Genomic DNA, 14,353 nt, shown 5'->3' on the forward strand with positions numbered 1-14,353 from the left:
CACAACCTGCTCCCACAGTCTCTTTTCGTTCCTGTTCTGGTCCAGGCTATTTCCGGCGCTGCTGAGCGGAGCGGGACAGGGCTTTTCGGCTTGCGCGTGCGCGGTAATAGGCGACCATTTCGGCGCTCTGGTTTGTCACTGCCTGGATCTCGGCATCGCTGCACCCGGCCTCGGCAAGCCGGATGATCGACAGCTTGCGCAGCCCGTGCAGCACGTATTTCTCTGCCTTTGGTCCGAGGTCGGTGCGCCACGCGCGAAACGCCTTGGACACGGCCCAATAGCCGCGCGGCTGCGTCAGGTTCTTCGCCAGCACATAGGCACCCTTGCGCGGCGCCGAGGCAATGAAAGTGCGCAGTTCCGCAGGGCAGTAGACCTCCAACCGCTCGTCGTTCTTTTCGTCCAGGACGCTCATCCAGTCGCCGTCGAAGTCTGAGAACTTCATCGAGATTGCGGCGTTGGGGCGCTGGCCGGTGTTCAGGATCAGGGAGGCTGCGGTGCGCACGTCCTCCGGCGCCTGTTCCAGCTGGTCGACCATCCATTGGGGCCACGGCTCATATTCGCGCTGCTTGCCGTAGTGGTCCACACCCTTCGTCGGGTTGTCGCCAAGCGGCCAGTCCAGCTTGTTCGCGCCATAGTTCCACAGCAGGCTGATCGTCTGCAGGTAGCGGTCGGCTTTGCGCGGCGTATCGGCCAGCTTGGCATGGGCTGCGCGTACGGCTGCCTTTGTGGTGCGCCGCACATCCTTGTCGGCGTTCTTCTCGAGAATGCCTTCCATGTCGCGCCGGTAGGTCTTTTTCGTGCCGTCCGAAAGTCTACCCTGAATGCGGGGATCTTGTCGCCATGCCCCGATCAGCGCACGCCAGGTGTGCTTGGCCTGGGCTTTCTGCCGCTGGTGTTTTCCGGTTGCGCACTCCCAGTAGAGCACGTCCAGGCGCTCGGCATCGCCTTGCCAGTCCAGTTTCACCGTCCGCTCACGCCGCTTGCCGCCCTCGGTCCATGTGATCCGGTGGTATGGTTCCCAAACTCCGCGGCGATTGTTCCACTTCCAGGCAAGGTGCGGTTTGGTGATCCTGGGCTTGGCGGGTTTCTTCACAGCTCAAAGTCCTCGGACGGCCGCGCAGCGGTGCCGCTGAGTATGGCGCGCAGATCGTCGGCGCGCCAGCGCTCCACGCCATCTGCCAGCCGCACAGGGCCGGGCAGGGCGCCGCGCCGGACCAGATTGCGGAACTTGGTCACGGACAGGTCCAGAAAGGCAGCCGCGTTGGATTCGCGTAAGGCGGCAGGTTGAATGGTCGCCATCTATGCACCCTCTTTCAAACGATCATCCGCGAATGCGTTGTCAGCATCGCTGACGCACCCGTCATCGGTCTTTTTCCGTTCGCGCCTGAGCGGGCAAAAGCAAGTGTCGTTGCTGGTCGTAAACTTCATGCTGCTTGCTCCTGCTCGATTGCCCAGCCGCCCCATTGTTCGGCCATGGCGGCGGCGATGCCGGGAAAGGTTTTGCTGCGCAGCTTCCACCGGTCGGGGCCGGGGCTGGCGCGGTGAATTGACGACCAGCGCTTGTGTTCCTCAGTGCCCTTTGCCGGCGGGGTCAGACGGTTCGTTGGTTTGAGTGGCGGCAGGCCGCGCAGATAGAGACCGGTCGATTTGAAGGCCGGTTCGCCAAACCACCATGGCTGCACATGCTGGGCAGCGGGCCGGTAATTCTTGATCCGCTCCTTCGCATGGCGATGCATCACCGGGTTTTCGACTGCCACGCGCTCAATGGGGGCGTTCCAGCAGGTGGAGAACAGATCGGCGCCCGCGTCCAGCTCTGACCACATTTCCCGCAAGCTCCGGCCTCTGGGCGGCTTGCTGAGCCAGCGCACACCGCTGTTGCAGAGGCGCGTGCAGGGCGGATGCATCACAGCAAGCAAATCCCAGCCCATGCTCAGCACTTCGCGGATATCGCACTGCATGTGGCGGTTGCTGCAGTCATCGGCAGGCAGCAGGTCGCAGGACCATGCGTCATGGCCGCGATCGAGGAAGGCGCGGCGCACTGCCCCGGAAGTTTCGCAGCCGATCAGGATCCGAAGTGTCTTCATGAATTTCTCCAAGGGGTTAAACTGCGCCTTGAAAGCAACCGGGCGGGTATTGCGGCAAAAGGAGTGAACCAAGTCTGGCGGGTTTCTGCAGGACGCACTCTGCGGCTGCTTCATGCTGGTTCGGGTGCCCGGTTGCTGTCAGGGCGCAATGCGGATTCGGTTAGCGGGGAACAACTTCGCCGCTTATTTTCTTCTTCCATTTGGTGTTTCTGCTGCCGGGCAGGGCGCTCTTGGGTTGGTGCAGGCCAAGGTGTTTGGCACGCTTTCTGGCCTCGACCGACTTCTGCGCAACGTCTTGGTTCGTCTTGACGCGGTGGCATGGCCGGCGCAGGGCGCGCAGGTTGGCCTCCCGGTTTTCGCCGCCAAGGATCAGGGCGTCCTCATGATCGAACTCGATAGCCTCTCCGGAGGCGCCCAGCTTGGCGCCGCAACCGCAGGCGCAAATGCCGTCCTGCGCCATGACGATCCGGGCTTTCACGCGGGTGGGCGCCGGGGTGGTGTCGGTCTTCCCAATCCATTCTTTGACCGGACGGCTCATGCGGCTTCCTTTCTTCCGGCATTGGCCAGCTGATCGGGGGATACTTCCAGCAGATGGGCGAGCCATTCCAAGATGGCCTGCTTGCTCTGCTGGAATGCCTTGGCCCCCATGGCGCGCTGGTTCTGGCTGTGAGGCGTATGGCAGTAGACCACCGGCCCCTCGATGCTGGTGACGGCATAGCCGTGAAGGCGGGCGGCGAGGCGGGACATCGAGGCGGCAACGCGGTCAGCACGCCGCGGGCAGCCTACGGGCACCATTTCCGTGTCGCAGAACCCCGTGGCGATCAGGGCATGCTTGCGCAGGGTCTCTGCATTCTTGGCGAACGGCGCATTCTTCAGCGTTTCCGGCAGGTTCTGCCACGCGGTTCGCACGAATGCGAACTGGTGCTTGTGGCTCTTCTCGGACCGGTCCGGGTCGAGGTCCACGTTGATGACCTCGCCCGCGCCGAGGCGGTCGTGCAGCTGGTGCATGGCATAGTTGCCGTCCGGCTCCAGCGCGTGGCCGGTCCACACAACGCGGATGAGGTCATTCTGGCGCATCAGTCCTCTTGCTCCGCCTTCTGGATCATCTCCAGAGCCTGTTGGTGAAGTTCGGGTGCTTCGGCCTTCATCTTTTCCAGGGCTTCCGCATGGAACTTCGCGGTTGCCTCAGCCGGTGCGCCATCGGTCAGATCCTGCTCGATCTGCTCAAACGCCTTGCGGTGTTCTTCCGGCGCCTCGGGTGCGTCCTGGACCTTCGGCTTTGCCTCAGCCCTTTCGGCGGCAGGCTTGGTCTCTTCGGCGTCCTGCTGGGGCGCCGCCTCTTCGCCGTCCTCTTCGATGAACTCGCCGTCGATGGTGGTGCCGTCCTTGGGGCTCATCGCGAAGGAGGCGTAATCCACCCGGGTGCCGGCATCGTTGTCGATCTGCACGGCATCCACGAACTCGACGGACAGCGGCAGGTATTTGGCCAGAGCCCGGATGGCGGTCTTTTTGGCCATCGCGTCCTCATGCGCCATCCAAGGGCTGTCAGTTTTGTTGTAGCGGATAGCCGTCTTGTAGCCCTGCGAGTTGTCGCGGATCTTCATCACCTGCGCCCAGGGCAGGACCACATAGGCGTGGCCGCCATCGGTGAATTTGGCGATGGCATAGGCATGGAGCTTTTCGCCCTCTTGCGGGCCGGGGCGGTGCCGCAGGCGGGCCTCGGTGCCTTCTTCGTATTCCCACATCTCATCATCCGAATAGTGGATGTTGGCGCTGATACTGGTGATATGGCCTGAGCGGCGGGCAAGATCGATCAGGCCTTTGTACCCGACCACCACCTGCACCTCGGTGACCTCCTTCCGGCGGTTTTCGAACGGGATCAGGTAGGCGTGACCGAGAACCGTGTTAGGTTCCAGCCCCAGGGCCGCGCACTGCATCAGCGCGCCGAGGAAGGAAAGCGGTTCGCATTCCTGCAGTTTGGGCGTGGTGCGGATGGCGTTGGCCGTGACCCGCATCAGGCGTTCGGGGTTCATGTGCTTGGCGGCCACAGCAGACAGCTGCTGGCGGGCCTGATCGTTCTGGAGCAGATGCTGGACGCTGTCGACCTGCCGCAGAGGTTTCTTGGCAATGGCGGTGCTCATTAGACGGCCTTCCGGTCGGTAATGATTTCAATGCCCGGGATCTTCATGGTTTCCGGATCGAAGTCCTTGGAGCGGATTTCAGCATCCGCCAGCGAGCGCAGGCACTCGGCAAGGGCAGGGTTTTCCTGGTAGTGCATGAAGGCAGCGCGCACGTTGACCACCATTGCAGTGTGGTAGGTGCGCAGCGAAGCCGTGCGGCCGCCGCCGGTGGCGCTTGTGACATTGGCTTTCGACTTCGCCGCGCGTGCCGCATCTTTGGCCATCAGGTCGGCTTCCTCGCGGGCTGCCTCCGCATCGATCTCGCCGCTGATATCATTGCGGGCCGCGGCTTCTGCAGCCTTGCGGTCTGCTTCCTCCTGCGCCCGGCGTGCTTCTTCATGCTGGATCCGGAGTTTTTCCTGCCGGGCCGCTTCCTTCTTCTGCAGCCAGGTGGTGAGGAGGGGGGAGGTTTTCGAGACGGCAGATTCAAGCTTGGTGATGATCGGCTTGAACGCAGCCTGCACGGCCTTTCCAGCGTCGTCGTGCGGCTTCTTGGCCGCGGCGCGGGCCTTGTCGGTGGCGGTCTTGCGCTTTTTTGCACCCGCAATGAAATCGTTGAGCAGCTGGGCATCACCTTCAGAGGTGATATCGCCTTTCTCGATCCACTCCGCTGCGGCGTCGAGGAAGCCCGCCGCTTCGGTGTTCAGCTTTTCGACCACGATGGGGTCATAGGGCGGCGGGTTGTTTCCGCCGATGAAGGCACGGGGATTATGTTCGGTCATTGATCAAGCTCCTGGACGAATAGGGGTTTCGGAAAGGTCCACCGGCGCATGGGTGGCAGCCATCAAAGGCAGATCTTCCTGGCGCGCAGTGAGGTCGTTGAATTCACGGGATGAGATCGGCCGGCAGTGGGTCCAGATCGGGTTCGGATCGAAGGAGGCACCGTCTTGCTCCGCAACGTGGATTTCCGGCTCGGTCAGCTCGCCGGTTTCCCGGTCGATGGCTTGCACAAGGCGGATGCGCAGGGGCACCCAAGGGCCATTCTTGACCGTGCGGCGCTTGTAGTAGCCCGCCTGCGGTTCGCCCTCATGGCGCGGTGTGCGCGGGTCACGCAGCGCAGCGTTCCACCAGGCAAAGGCCTTTCTGGGCGGCGTCGGCTGACGGATCATGTCTCGCTCCTTTCGAACAGCCCCCGGCGGCGTTCTGCGGGCACAGATGCACCGCCGGGGTGAGGTGGGGCGCCAACAATGGGGACGCGGTGCCCTACAGGGAGTTCAGGGTGTCTGGTGCCACATGGCGCGCAGGGTTTCGGCGTGGCCGGTCAGCTGGGCGCCGATGGAGAGGGCGCCGATAGCCATGCAGAGCCAGAACAAGATCTGGATGGCCACGGTTCGACGGGCGAGGTAGCAGCCCTCGTATTTGGAGGCGGGGGAATTTATGCGGGCCAGATGGTGACCCATGTCATTCTCCCCGCCCAGCCCCCGGCAGCTATCGTCGTGAGTGGTGGTTTTTGCCGCCGGGGAGGTGGCGGCCAAACGGCGCGCCTCTGACATGAATGTGGGGTCCTGCTGCATGATCAAAACCACTTCCGGCGCTCATCAGCGGCGGCCTTGTCCAGAGGTTCCAGTAGGTCGATTGCCAGCGGGATGTAGCGGTCAGCGTCTTCCCAGGCACAGAACCAGTCGATGAGGTGGCAAAGCGCGTCGGCACCTTCCAGAGCAACGCGCTGGGTCAGGGCCCCAATCATCGGCTCAGGCCGGCCCATGTCGATCAGAACGTCAGCCAAATCGGTCAGGGCGCCCAGCGGGCAATCACCGAAGCCGGTGATTGGCGAGGCGTGGCCATCCAGAAAGGCCGCGTGGGTGTCAATGCAGGCCGGGTTAGACGGTGTAAACGGGGTGACAACGACGGCGAGGGCAGGGGCGCTATCAAGCATCGCTCACGCCTCCTCTGCCCGGAGGTCATGAGTCTCATCGGGGTTGTTGTATTCGCCTGCTTTGGCCGGTTCGAAGTCATCGGCACAGGCGTGGCAAACGTTGAAGCCGTAGGCGGCGCGGACGGCGCGGGTGTGTTCTGCGCCGAAGTCATCGCTCATGTGGTCTTCGAAGGCGGTCACGTCCTTGCAGCAGCCGCAGGTGAAAACCGGGGCGACAACTTTGCCAGTTGCGATGCGGAACTTTTCGGTAAGTGCGTTCATCTCGGTTCTCCCTTTGCTCGAGAGAAGTTTTACATAATGTGAAATATGCATGCAAGAAGAAAATTCACACTATGTGAAAAACCGGTGGCACGCCTACCGGTTCATGCTACACTGCCCCTGTCAGCGCATGGTGCGCGCAAAGAATAACCGCCGGAGCGGAGAGGCTGGGTGCATGGTTTCGAAGCTGGGAGCGTCGGTCTACTTTAGGTACGCGAATGAGTTCGCGTTGGAGCGCATCTGGGAGGGGAATTTCAACGCGCCGCGTTTGGATGAGACGGTGTGGAATGTCCTGTCGAACGAGGTGCGGCATAAATTTACTGGGCCTGGTGCGCCGATATCAGAGTATTCGGACTGGACCGCGTACCCAGACTATTATGGTGGGGAAATTGTCGAGTTTTGGTGTTTAACCTAGGAGATGAACTCTATTGATGGCCGGCCATCGTTGGGGGATTCCACCTGCAGCATGCCACCAGATGCCTTAATTTCGAATGCTTCGAGAGCGAACCTCACCATAGCTGACCGGTCAGGGCGCAACTTCATCATTTCACGCGCGAAGCTGTCCGCTTTCTCCTGAAGGCCGAGGCGCCTGGCAGTTTTCGCCACCTTTGTCCGGCTCTCAGGCTGTAAGGCTACCGTTGCGCAAAGCGTTCTTATTGCGATGGTCGGCCAGGCTTGCCGCCCAGTGTTCTTGGGAAAGTCAGACCAGCGTTTTGCCCATATCTTTTCAGCCTTTTTTCCGAAGACCTCAATTTCCCTTGGTACGATTTCCAAATGGTCCAGTTCATTATTGAGAAGGCTTTGCGCAGCGCGCCCGAAAGCGCTCCTAGGTAGCTGCAGGTGGGGGACCTTATCAACCCAGCGGAGCTTGAAATGGCAAAGCTCGTGAAAGAGCGCGCGAGTGGGAACGCGATCCGAAACTGATACAATGATGCCTTCTCGGTCCCTGAATAGATACCCGCAAGTTTTTAGCCGTGACCCAAAGTTGATAAGTGCTACTTGACTGTTTTCCTGGATGAAAATCGGCGCCTGGGTCACTTCTCGAATGGAGCGGAAAACTTCGAGGCAGGCTTTCTGCTCACTGGAAAAGTCGCCTGTATCGGTTTGCGCGCCCTCAAAGAGGATGCGCGAAACTTTGTCGGCCGGATAGCCGGCGGCATTCCAGAAGCGAGGAGCGTCTTGAGGGGGCACAATTATTGAACCCTTTTAGCAAGTTCCGCCGGCCAGTGCAGCCGTACCCGCACCGCCCAATTCAGCCGCACGTTCCACATGGTGTTTGCGCCGGGGTTCAATGAAATCAGGTGGAATAGCCCCGGCTCATCGCCTGCCTTCACTTGTTTGACCCAGCCCATGCCGTCCGCATCCTCGCAAACGCATCGATAGCCGATCACGTCGGATGGCACCGCATCATGGCCGTTGCGGGTGTAGAACAGCAGATCCCCGTGCGAATAAATCGGCTCCATACTGTCGCCTTCGACCTCGACCGCCACCACGCCATGCGGGGACAGGCCAGGTGGGCATTCCACCTGCGGCCCGTCGCCCTTTTCGTAGGCGTCGAACACCGGCACCTGAGCGCCAGCACCGACCTTGCCGGCGATGGCAATGGTAGGGCGGTCTTCGATGAGCAGGTCTGACACCAACACCCCGAAGATATTGGCAATCCCCTCCAGGTAAGTTTCATTCATCCGGCGGCTGCCCTTCTCCAGGCCATTATAGAGGCCGGTGGAGATCCCAAGCTGGTCTGCCATGTCTTCCTGGGTAAAGCCTGCCGCGAGGCGCTTTTCACGTATGCTGAATTTCATGCCAATTCTATGCGGCAAACGGGCTGTGTCGGCCATGAACATTATGTAAAATTCCCCTTGCTCGCAAAATTCACATAATGTAAATGTTCGATATGAATATCACCGAACACATCAGTGCAAACGGGCTTTCGCGTGAAAAGATCTGCCAAGAGGCGGGGATTTCCCGCGCCTTCCTCAGCCTGATCGAACGCAATGAGCGCAGCCCCGGGCCGCAGACTGTCGGGAGGCTGGCAAAGGCTCTCGGCGTCAGTGTCCGAGATCTGCGCCCGGATTTGGCTGGCCTCTTCGGGGATGCCGCCTAACCCCCTCTCTATGCCAATTCCCGCTTCCATAGCTACGATTTGGGGGCGGCTCCGCGAAACTCAAAGAAAACGAGGTTTCCCCCATGCGTGACGTTATCAACGCTCAGATGGTTGCTCTGATCGACAGCCCGGCGTTTGGCTGCCTCGATGCAGCGGCAGAAGCTATCCGCGCCAGAACCGGCCAGCCGGTGGGCAAGGGCACGCTTTCTCGTCGTCTGTCAGGGCAATGCGGCTGGCCGATTGATGAGGTTTGGGCCCTGGAGGATGCCGCAGGACGGCACCCGGTCACTCGGTACCGTATGCGGCGTATGAACCCTGACGAGAAGACGGCTGCGGGTTCGATCCTGTCGCAGGCTGGCGCCATCAGCAAGGAGGCAGGCGAGGCTGTATCTTCGATCCTCGCGGCAGAGCAGTCTGCTAGCGCCGCAGATTGGGCGGCAGCCGGTGTCGAAATTGACGAGGCCATCGACGTACTGCGCCGCGCTCGTGCTTGCGCGGAAGCGAAAGTGCTCGAGGGGCAGCATGAGCGCGCCTGACCCAATTATCACCGCCATCAACCGCCAGCGATCTTCCTGCTGCTTGTTCGCCCTGCGTATCCACATGCGCCGGGCTGGCAAGTGGTCCGGTGAACTGCACGGCCCGGCATTCGACGCCAAGACACAAGAGATTGAGGCGTACTGGAAATAAGAGAGCAGTCCGCCGGAAGCGTTTCACCCTGCAAAAAGGAGAAGGCCCGATGATGAAAGACCCGACCCACAAGAATATCAACGGTGATGACCTCTCAACCCGCATCGCTATGACGCGGCAGGGTCAATGCACCTGGGCAAGGCCGGAGCTGAAAGCGAAGTGCACAGCTTGCGCTCACTATCGCGATGGAAAGGTCACAAGAGGCAAAAGCAAGGGGTTCGGCTTCTGCTCGCAGGTGAAGGTGCACACCAAGAAGCAGGGCAAGCTTTTCGACGGCTCAGCGGCTTGGGCGTGCGGGCAATATGAAAGCGCTCATTGAGACATGACCACGCTGATCCACCCAAACTCGTTCTGCGCCGCCGATGTCGCCAGCGCCTGTACACCGACAATAGGTGTACAGGTTGACCCGTTGGATGCGCTTTTCCTGCGCCTGAAGCGGCAGCAGGAGGCCGAGATAGCGGCGCAGGACCGAGAGGCAGAACGCCTAGCCGCCCTGATCGGCAGCAACGGTGGTCCGCCACTGGTGGAGCCGTTCGGCATTGATGCCCCTTGGTTCCAGTTTGCTGAGGCCGAGGAGGTCGAGCGCCTTGCCAAGCTGCATGTGCGGATCGAGCGCCGCAAGCTGATCCTCTCCGAGGACGTGGGGGAGCGGAAACTGATCATGAAGCGCTGCATTCGCCGGATGCGCCGGGCCGCGGGGAAAGGCTGATGGGGAAGCGCAGTAGTTTCGAGCGCATCCCGCGCGACTTCTATCCGACCCCGCCAGAGGCCGTGGCGCCGTTGCTGGCGCATCTGCCCGACGGTTGGTGGAGCTATTGGGAGCCGTGCGCGGGCGACGGGGCGCTGATCGAGGCGCTTCCAGGCTTTTGCTACGCGGCCACCGACATTGAGCCGCGCGCTGATGGCATCAGGAAGCACGACGCCGCGCAGGGCGTCGACCCGATGTGTGTGTCTGGGTCTAACTTCATCGTCACGAACCCTCCGTGGGACCGCAAAGTCCTTCACCCCATGATTGCCCATTTTTCGGCCGTGCGTCCGACATGGCTGCTGTTCGATGCCGACTGGATGCACACCAAGCAAGCGGCGCCGTTCATGCCCTGGCTGCGCAAGGTGGTGTCCGTGGGGCGCGTCAAGTGGATCAAAGACAGCCCGCACACCGGCAAGGACAACTGCGCCTGGTATCTGTTCGATCAGCGCGGATCCGGTCCTACCGAATTCATCGGGAGGGCCGCCTGATGGGCAAGGTCATCAAGTTCCCCTGGCCGCCGAAAGGCCTCCAGCCGCACGCCAAGGGGCACTGGCGCCCCAAGGCTGCGGCGACCAAGGCTTACCGGCTGACGAGCGCTTGGCACGCCCAGCTGGCGCGCCTGCAGCCTGATCCGGGTGTGGTGCTGGATTTCACCTTCTGCCCGCCAAACCGCCTGCGGCGCGACCTGCAGAACATGCCCGGCCAGATGAAGCCGCTGATTGACGGCATCGCCGACGCAATGGGCGTGGATGACCACGGATTCCGCTGCCTCTGGCCGGTCGAATTCGGCCCGGTTGAGAAGGGCGGCGCTGTCTATGTCGAGATCAGAGGTGACGCACAATGAGCATCCGCATCATGTCAGCCGTATTCGAGAGCGAGACACTGGGCGCCACAGAGCGACTTATTATGCTCGCCCTTGCGGATCACGCTGATGACGAGGGGCGCTGTTATCCGTCCATTCCTCGCTTGTGCCAGCGCACCGGCCTCGGAGAGCGGGCAGTTCAGACAAACATCAGGAAGCTCCAAGCGCAAGGTTATGTAGAGATTATCCCCGGTGCAGGCCGGAACGGATCAAACCTGTATTTCGTGCGCCCGACCCCCGCACCAGATGCACCCCCGCAGGAAATGCACCCCGCACCAGATGCACCCCCGCAGGAAATGCACCCCGCACCAGATGCACCACCCCCCCGCACGAAATGCACCTCTACCCCCGCACCAGATGCACCCAAACCGTCAGGAACCATCATTGAACCGTCAGTACCCCCTGTAGGTCCCCCGCCGAAAAAGCCGGGCAAGGCGCGCAGTCGAGGAACACGCTTGCCCGATGATTGGGTTCTGCCCCGGGGCTGGCGCGAATGGGCGATTTCCGAAGGCTGGGCTGAAAACACGATCAGGCTCGAAGCCGAAAAATTCCAGGACTATTGGCGCAGCGCGCCAGGCCAGAAGGGCGTCAAGCTGGACTGGCAAGCGACCTGGCGCAACTGGATGCGCAATTCCAAGACACCAAAGCTCACCCCGATTTCAGGAGGCCACCATGAACCTTCCCGCCACCCCGACCGGCTTCAACGCGTTGTCACCGCAGCAGCAGCAGGAACATCGGGCCAAGATTGGGGTTAGGGCCCAGGCAATTCTCGGCCAGTTCTGGCAGCACGCCGACACCCCGGACGCCGTGAAGGCGATCGAACTGGAAGGCTGGATGGACGTGCTCGAGAACTGTTCTCACAGCGAAATCCGGGCCGCCTGGCGCGACTACCAGACCGACCCCAAAAATCGCACCGCCAGCGGCCGCCTCGCCAAGCCTGACGCCGGCGCGATCCGCGCGGTCATTCTCCGCAAGCGGCCGAAGCCGAAGGTTGTGCCGAACCAGTCCGCTGAGCCGGAGGAGCCGCGCGTATCGGCGGAACGGGCCGAGGCGATTATGCGGGAGATCGGTTTCACGCCACGCCGGTTCGGAGGAGATCGCTGATGGCCGAACCTTCAAGCAAGTACGACGCCACCAGGTTCGAGGTGCAATCCCAGCTCGAGCGGGAAGCAGAAGTCATCCTCGAGGAGATCATGCAGCGCACCCGCTGGCAGGCCGCGACGCGCGACAGGCTGGTCGAGGCTCCGGACAAGGTCGCCTCTGGCAAACCGCTGCGGAAACTCCGCCAGGGGCGGAAGTGGTGGCACGCATGAAGGCGAAGCTGGCCACACTTCGCAGTCAGGTCGAAACGCAGGCCGAGACGATCAAGGCGCTGTGGGTCGAGCGGGCGCAGCTGCGCAAGAAGATCGAGCGCCTCCAGGCAGCACTGGAGGCCGAACAGAACAGGAAGCCGACACCTGAAGAGGTGGCGGAGGCAATTTTCGTAGGAGGCAATTTTGGGCAAGGGCAGTGAAACGAGGGCGCGGGCGCGCAAGCTTGAGGCGCGGCGGGCGCTTCCTGGGCTGGCGCCGGTACCGCGCCGGGAGCGGGACGGGAACTCAACCCGTTCGAAAAGAACGGCGGAGGTCAAGGCCGAGGCGGCGGCGGACGTCGCGGGCCTCAAGGTGAGGGCGCGGCAGATGGGCGCCGACCCGAACGACCTGCCGGCGATGAGGGCGCAGGCACTCGGTGAGGCGGCGGGGCAGGCGATCTACATGCGCCATAGTGGGGCGGAGGCGGCGAAGCTCTGGGATATCTACGCCGGCCTCACTGCAGCCGAGGCGCGCTATGCCAAGATCGTGCTGGGCGTCCCGATACATGCCAGGGTGGCGAAGGTCGAGTTTCTTCCCGAACGCCTGGAAACCTGCGCCGATGATGACCTCGACCTCCGCAGCGAGGAAGAGAAGCACCGCGACGCTGTCAACGCGTGGATGCGGTGGCGTGGATACGTCCAGAACCTTTCGGCGCACCACCAGTCCGCCATCTTCGCCGTGGTCCGCGGCAGGAAGGATCCGGTCCGAGAGGCAGCTCTGACGCCCGCCGGAAAAAGATTCCTCGATGCCTTGAAATTGCTCGCTGAGGTTGTTGACAAATAACGGAATTGCCGGTTTTATAGTATCGCGGGCGACTTGTGGGGGAACCATTGGTCGCCCTTATTGTGCGCGGGCATTCCTGTTCTGCGCTTACCCAAATTGCGAACAGTGAGGCAGGATCTTCGCGTAGTTCGATGGCGTGTCAATGGACAGGCTCTTGACCGCGACTTTGAAGAAAGGGCCGTCATCAATCTCCTTGTAGGCGTTGATGGCAACCTTCCGCGCAGCTTTGGCCTCGGCTTGAGCGAAGGCATCGTAGTCACCCTTGTAATGGCGCAGCATCGCTTCGGTGTGTTTCTGGAGGATCTTCTCGCAAGCCGATTTCATGTTCTTCACGCCTTTGATGCAGATTTTTTGATGCTCCTCTTCGTGAACTTTCACGAGGGAAAAGCACTTTGATTTCTTGTCGATAGCTTTGCTCAGGTAGATGAGGCCGGTGTAACGGATGGAGAGGGTTACAGATGAAAGCCCAACGGCTTTCTTGGTCTTCCTGTCCATATTCCATTCGAAACTGGCGTTCATTAATTTCAGGTCAGGTGAGTGCTTTCCGAAAAGAACGCCTTTCTTCCCGCTCTTCATCTTTTGCAGTTTGGCATGATCAATGATTGTGATCTTCGCTTTGGTCTGAATGTCGGTGTCGATAATGTACTTGGTCATAGCTATCGGGCGCTCCGGGTTCGAGGTGCATTGAGGCCGGTATGAATTTGCACCGAATGGTAGGTGATATCTGGCTGCTCAAGCTGCCAACCTGACTTTCCACAAAACCTGCAGTTGAAATTTTAGTCCTGATGGAGGGGTCTGGCAATGGCACAAGATCTGGCCCCATTGCCGAACTCCATGGAAGACGGTGCGCATCCGGGCTGGTTCGAGCCATCGCCGGAGCTGGAAGCCTGGGCCTTCGGGACCTTCATCGACGAGGGCGCCACACTGGAGAACCCCGACCACGCGCACCTCCGCATGGCCTGCATCGGCTTCCTCTGGACGAATGTCGCCAACAGTAAGAAAGGCCGCATGGTCATCGGCACCGCGGAAAAGGGACAGCCCCAGGGCGCCCTGGGCAAATGGGCCCGTGCCCGGGCAGAGCTGCAGGTCCGCCAGTGGTTCACCGAGGTGCCGGACTTCATCATCACGATCAGCGCGCCCTGGTGGCTGCAGGCCGGAGATGCCGAGCGCTGCGCTCTGATCGAACACGAGCTGTATCACTGCGCCCAAGACAAGGACGCATTCGGCACGCCCAAGTTCAGCAAATCCACAGGGATGCCCGTCTATGTGATGCGCGGTCACGACGTGGAGGACTTCGTGGGTGTGGTTCGCCGCTACGGGGCGGAGGCAACCCAGGTGCAGGAACTGGTGGACGCAGCCAATGCCGGTCCCGAGATCGCGGCGGCCAGCATCGCCCACGCCTGCGGCAACTGCGCCTGA

At 61.4% G+C, this 14,353-nt stretch carries 27 protein-coding genes; 13 read left to right on the forward strand and 14 right to left on the reverse strand.

What is annotated here, in order from left to right:
• Positions 1-46: 46 nt before the first annotated feature.
• The 13 genes from METH_RS06400 to METH_RS06465 form a co-directional block, all read right to left on the reverse strand.
• On the reverse strand, positions 47-1,093 hold the full coding sequence (locus tag METH_RS06400) for a tyrosine-type recombinase/integrase (RefSeq protein WP_024089611.1): 1,047 nt from the start codon (positions 1,091-1,093) through the stop codon (positions 47-49).
• Complete coding sequence (locus METH_RS06405) at positions 1,090-1,299, reverse strand: helix-turn-helix transcriptional regulator (protein ID WP_052348674.1); 210 nt, start codon at positions 1,297-1,299, stop codon at positions 1,090-1,092. Before METH_RS06405 ends, METH_RS06400 begins: the two co-directional genes overlap by 4 nt.
• Before the next feature lie 125 nt (positions 1,300-1,424).
• Positions 1,425-2,084, reverse strand: coding sequence for a hypothetical protein (locus METH_RS06410; protein WP_024089614.1), 660 nt, complete (start codon positions 2,082-2,084; stop codon positions 1,425-1,427).
• A 160-nt stretch (positions 2,085-2,244) separates the two neighbouring features.
• A complete protein-coding gene (locus METH_RS06415) occupies positions 2,245-2,622 on the reverse strand; it encodes an HNH endonuclease (RefSeq protein ID WP_024089615.1) in 378 nt (125 codons plus the stop codon).
• A complete protein-coding gene (locus tag METH_RS06420) occupies positions 2,619-3,161 on the reverse strand; it encodes a hypothetical protein (protein WP_024089616.1) in 543 nt (180 codons plus the stop codon). Before METH_RS06420 ends, METH_RS06415 begins: the two co-directional genes overlap by 4 nt.
• Positions 3,161-4,225, reverse strand: coding sequence for a recombinase RecT (locus tag METH_RS06425; RefSeq protein ID WP_024089617.1), 1,065 nt, complete (start codon positions 4,223-4,225; stop codon positions 3,161-3,163). The genes METH_RS06420 and METH_RS06425 overlap by 1 nt, the downstream gene beginning before the upstream one ends.
• Complete coding sequence (locus METH_RS06430) at positions 4,225-4,986, reverse strand: hypothetical protein (RefSeq protein WP_024089618.1); 762 nt, start codon at positions 4,984-4,986, stop codon at positions 4,225-4,227. The genes METH_RS06425 and METH_RS06430 overlap by 1 nt, the downstream gene beginning before the upstream one ends.
• 3 nt (positions 4,987-4,989) lie before the next feature.
• On the reverse strand, positions 4,990-5,373 hold the full coding sequence (locus METH_RS06435; RefSeq protein ID WP_024089619.1) for a hypothetical protein: 384 nt from the start codon (positions 5,371-5,373) through the stop codon (positions 4,990-4,992).
• A gap of 105 nt (positions 5,374-5,478) precedes the next feature.
• Positions 5,479-5,790 (reverse strand): hypothetical protein, encoded by a 312-nt coding sequence (locus METH_RS06440; RefSeq protein WP_156927447.1) that lies wholly within the window; start codon positions 5,788-5,790, stop codon positions 5,479-5,481.
• Entirely contained in the window at positions 5,781-6,140 is a 360-nt protein-coding gene (locus METH_RS06445; RefSeq protein WP_024089621.1) for a hypothetical protein, read from the reverse strand. Before METH_RS06445 ends, METH_RS06440 begins: the two co-directional genes overlap by 10 nt.
• A 3-nt stretch (positions 6,141-6,143) precedes the next feature.
• Positions 6,144-6,401, reverse strand: a complete 258-nt coding sequence (locus METH_RS06450; RefSeq protein WP_024089622.1) for a hypothetical protein — start codon at positions 6,399-6,401, stop codon at positions 6,144-6,146.
• Positions 6,402-6,809: 408 nt separating this feature from the next.
• Positions 6,810-7,589 carry a hypothetical protein gene (locus METH_RS06460; RefSeq protein ID WP_024089624.1) on the reverse strand — a complete coding sequence of 260 codons (780 nt, stop codon included), beginning with the start codon at positions 7,587-7,589 and terminating at the stop codon, positions 6,810-6,812.
• A 2-nt stretch (positions 7,590-7,591) separates the two neighbouring features.
• The gene (locus METH_RS06465) at positions 7,592-8,200 is read right to left on the reverse strand and encodes an XRE family transcriptional regulator (protein ID WP_044008584.1); all 609 of its coding nucleotides are present in this window, start codon (positions 8,198-8,200) and stop codon (positions 7,592-7,594) included.
• An 83-nt stretch (positions 8,201-8,283) separates the two neighbouring features.
• Between METH_RS06465 and METH_RS06470 the strand changes: the two genes are divergently transcribed.
• The 12 genes from METH_RS06470 (at position 8,284) to METH_RS06515 (ending at position 12,934) form a co-directional block, all read left to right on the forward strand.
• Positions 8,284-8,502, forward strand: coding sequence for a helix-turn-helix domain-containing protein (locus tag METH_RS06470; protein WP_024089626.1), 219 nt, complete (start codon positions 8,284-8,286; stop codon positions 8,500-8,502).
• An 83-nt stretch (positions 8,503-8,585) separates the two neighbouring features.
• A complete protein-coding gene (locus METH_RS06475; protein WP_024089627.1) occupies positions 8,586-9,038 on the forward strand; it encodes a hypothetical protein in 453 nt (150 codons plus the stop codon).
• Entirely contained in the window at positions 9,025-9,189 is a 165-nt protein-coding gene (locus METH_RS23790; protein WP_024089628.1) for a hypothetical protein, read from the forward strand. The genes METH_RS06475 and METH_RS23790 overlap by 14 nt, the downstream gene beginning before the upstream one ends.
• 49 nt (positions 9,190-9,238) lie before the next feature.
• Positions 9,239-9,508, forward strand: coding sequence for a hypothetical protein (locus METH_RS06480; protein ID WP_024089629.1), 270 nt, complete (start codon positions 9,239-9,241; stop codon positions 9,506-9,508).
• 3 nt (positions 9,509-9,511) lie between these two features.
• Positions 9,512-9,898 (forward strand): hypothetical protein, encoded by a 387-nt coding sequence (locus METH_RS06485; RefSeq protein WP_024089630.1) that lies wholly within the window; start codon positions 9,512-9,514, stop codon positions 9,896-9,898.
• On the forward strand, positions 9,898-10,425 hold the full coding sequence (locus METH_RS06490; RefSeq protein WP_024089631.1) for a hypothetical protein: 528 nt from the start codon (positions 9,898-9,900) through the stop codon (positions 10,423-10,425). Before METH_RS06485 ends, METH_RS06490 begins: the two co-directional genes overlap by 1 nt.
• Positions 10,425-10,781, forward strand: a complete 357-nt coding sequence (locus METH_RS24445) for a hypothetical protein (protein ID WP_024089632.1) — start codon at positions 10,425-10,427, stop codon at positions 10,779-10,781. The genes METH_RS06490 and METH_RS24445 overlap by 1 nt, the downstream gene beginning before the upstream one ends.
• Positions 10,782-10,792: 11 nt before the next feature.
• The gene (locus tag METH_RS25355) at positions 10,793-11,554 is read left to right on the forward strand and encodes a helix-turn-helix domain-containing protein (RefSeq protein ID WP_425412328.1); all 762 of its coding nucleotides are present in this window, start codon (positions 10,793-10,795) and stop codon (positions 11,552-11,554) included.
• Positions 11,472-11,903 (forward strand): hypothetical protein, encoded by a 432-nt coding sequence (locus METH_RS06500; RefSeq protein WP_024089633.1) that lies wholly within the window; start codon positions 11,472-11,474, stop codon positions 11,901-11,903. Before METH_RS25355 ends, METH_RS06500 begins: the two co-directional genes overlap by 83 nt.
• Entirely contained in the window at positions 11,903-12,112 is a 210-nt protein-coding gene (locus tag METH_RS06505) for a hypothetical protein (RefSeq protein ID WP_024089634.1), read from the forward strand. The genes METH_RS06500 and METH_RS06505 overlap by 1 nt, the downstream gene beginning before the upstream one ends.
• Positions 12,100-12,312 (forward strand): hypothetical protein, encoded by a 213-nt coding sequence (locus METH_RS06510; protein ID WP_156927448.1) that lies wholly within the window; start codon positions 12,100-12,102, stop codon positions 12,310-12,312. Before METH_RS06505 ends, METH_RS06510 begins: the two co-directional genes overlap by 13 nt.
• Positions 12,296-12,934 (forward strand): hypothetical protein, encoded by a 639-nt coding sequence (locus METH_RS06515; protein WP_024089636.1) that lies wholly within the window; start codon positions 12,296-12,298, stop codon positions 12,932-12,934. The genes METH_RS06510 and METH_RS06515 overlap by 17 nt, the downstream gene beginning before the upstream one ends.
• Before the next feature lie 87 nt (positions 12,935-13,021).
• On the opposite strand, the gene METH_RS06520 is transcribed toward METH_RS06515, so the two are convergent.
• Positions 13,022-13,588 carry a hypothetical protein gene (locus METH_RS06520; RefSeq protein WP_024089637.1) on the reverse strand — a complete coding sequence of 189 codons (567 nt, stop codon included), beginning with the start codon at positions 13,586-13,588 and terminating at the stop codon, positions 13,022-13,024.
• A 147-nt stretch (positions 13,589-13,735) separates the two neighbouring features.
• Between METH_RS06520 and METH_RS06525 the strand changes: the two genes are divergently transcribed.
• Entirely contained in the window at positions 13,736-14,353 is a 618-nt protein-coding gene (locus METH_RS06525) for a putative metallopeptidase (protein ID WP_197538824.1), read from the forward strand.

Origin of the sequence: Leisingera methylohalidivorans DSM 14336 (assembly GCF_000511355.1) — a bacterium.
GTDB lineage: Bacteria > Pseudomonadota > Alphaproteobacteria > Rhodobacterales > Rhodobacteraceae > Leisingera > Leisingera methylohalidivorans.

Excerpts from the sequence above, each read along its gene's own strand:
- METH_RS25355 (WP_425412328.1), top strand. The coding sequence starts at position 10,793 with ATGTCAGCCGTATTCGAGAGCGAGACACTGGGCGCCACAGAGCGACTT.
- METH_RS06410 (WP_024089614.1), bottom strand. The coding sequence starts at position 2,084 with ATGAAGACACTTCGGATCCTGATCGGCTGCGAAACTTCCGGGGCAGTG.
- METH_RS06485 (WP_024089630.1), top strand. The coding sequence starts at position 9,512 with ATGACCACGCTGATCCACCCAAACTCGTTCTGCGCCGCCGATGTCGCC.
- METH_RS06420 (WP_024089616.1), bottom strand. The coding sequence starts at position 3,161 with ATGCGCCAGAATGACCTCATCCGCGTTGTGTGGACCGGCCACGCGCTG.
- METH_RS24445 (WP_024089632.1), top strand. The coding sequence starts at position 10,425 with ATGGGCAAGGTCATCAAGTTCCCCTGGCCGCCGAAAGGCCTCCAGCCG.
- METH_RS06435 (WP_024089619.1), bottom strand. The coding sequence starts at position 5,373 with ATGATCCGTCAGCCGACGCCGCCCAGAAAGGCCTTTGCCTGGTGGAAC.
- METH_RS06470 (WP_024089626.1), top strand. The coding sequence starts at position 8,284 with ATGTTCGATATGAATATCACCGAACACATCAGTGCAAACGGGCTTTCG.
- METH_RS06500 (WP_024089633.1), top strand. The coding sequence starts at position 11,472 with ATGAACCTTCCCGCCACCCCGACCGGCTTCAACGCGTTGTCACCGCAG.
- METH_RS06490 (WP_024089631.1), top strand. The coding sequence starts at position 9,898 with ATGGGGAAGCGCAGTAGTTTCGAGCGCATCCCGCGCGACTTCTATCCG.
- METH_RS06505 (WP_024089634.1), top strand. The coding sequence starts at position 11,903 with ATGGCCGAACCTTCAAGCAAGTACGACGCCACCAGGTTCGAGGTGCAA.
- METH_RS06425 (WP_024089617.1), bottom strand. The coding sequence starts at position 4,225 with ATGAGCACCGCCATTGCCAAGAAACCTCTGCGGCAGGTCGACAGCGTC.
- METH_RS06475 (WP_024089627.1), top strand. The coding sequence starts at position 8,586 with ATGCGTGACGTTATCAACGCTCAGATGGTTGCTCTGATCGACAGCCCG.
- METH_RS06450 (WP_024089622.1), bottom strand. The coding sequence starts at position 6,401 with ATGAACGCACTTACCGAAAAGTTCCGCATCGCAACTGGCAAAGTTGTC.
- METH_RS06465 (WP_044008584.1), bottom strand. The coding sequence starts at position 8,200 with ATGAAATTCAGCATACGTGAAAAGCGCCTCGCGGCAGGCTTTACCCAG.
- METH_RS06430 (WP_024089618.1), bottom strand. The coding sequence starts at position 4,986 with ATGACCGAACATAATCCCCGTGCCTTCATCGGCGGAAACAACCCGCCG.
- METH_RS06520 (WP_024089637.1), bottom strand. The coding sequence starts at position 13,588 with ATGACCAAGTACATTATCGACACCGACATTCAGACCAAAGCGAAGATC.
- METH_RS06525 (WP_197538824.1), top strand. The coding sequence starts at position 13,736 with ATGGCACAAGATCTGGCCCCATTGCCGAACTCCATGGAAGACGGTGCG.
- METH_RS06480 (WP_024089629.1), top strand. The coding sequence starts at position 9,239 with ATGATGAAAGACCCGACCCACAAGAATATCAACGGTGATGACCTCTCA.
- METH_RS06405 (WP_052348674.1), bottom strand. The coding sequence starts at position 1,299 with ATGGCGACCATTCAACCTGCCGCCTTACGCGAATCCAACGCGGCTGCC.
- METH_RS23790 (WP_024089628.1), top strand. The coding sequence starts at position 9,025 with ATGAGCGCGCCTGACCCAATTATCACCGCCATCAACCGCCAGCGATCT.
- METH_RS06415 (WP_024089615.1), bottom strand. The coding sequence starts at position 2,622 with ATGAGCCGTCCGGTCAAAGAATGGATTGGGAAGACCGACACCACCCCG.
- METH_RS06445 (WP_024089621.1), bottom strand. The coding sequence starts at position 6,140 with ATGCTTGATAGCGCCCCTGCCCTCGCCGTCGTTGTCACCCCGTTTACA.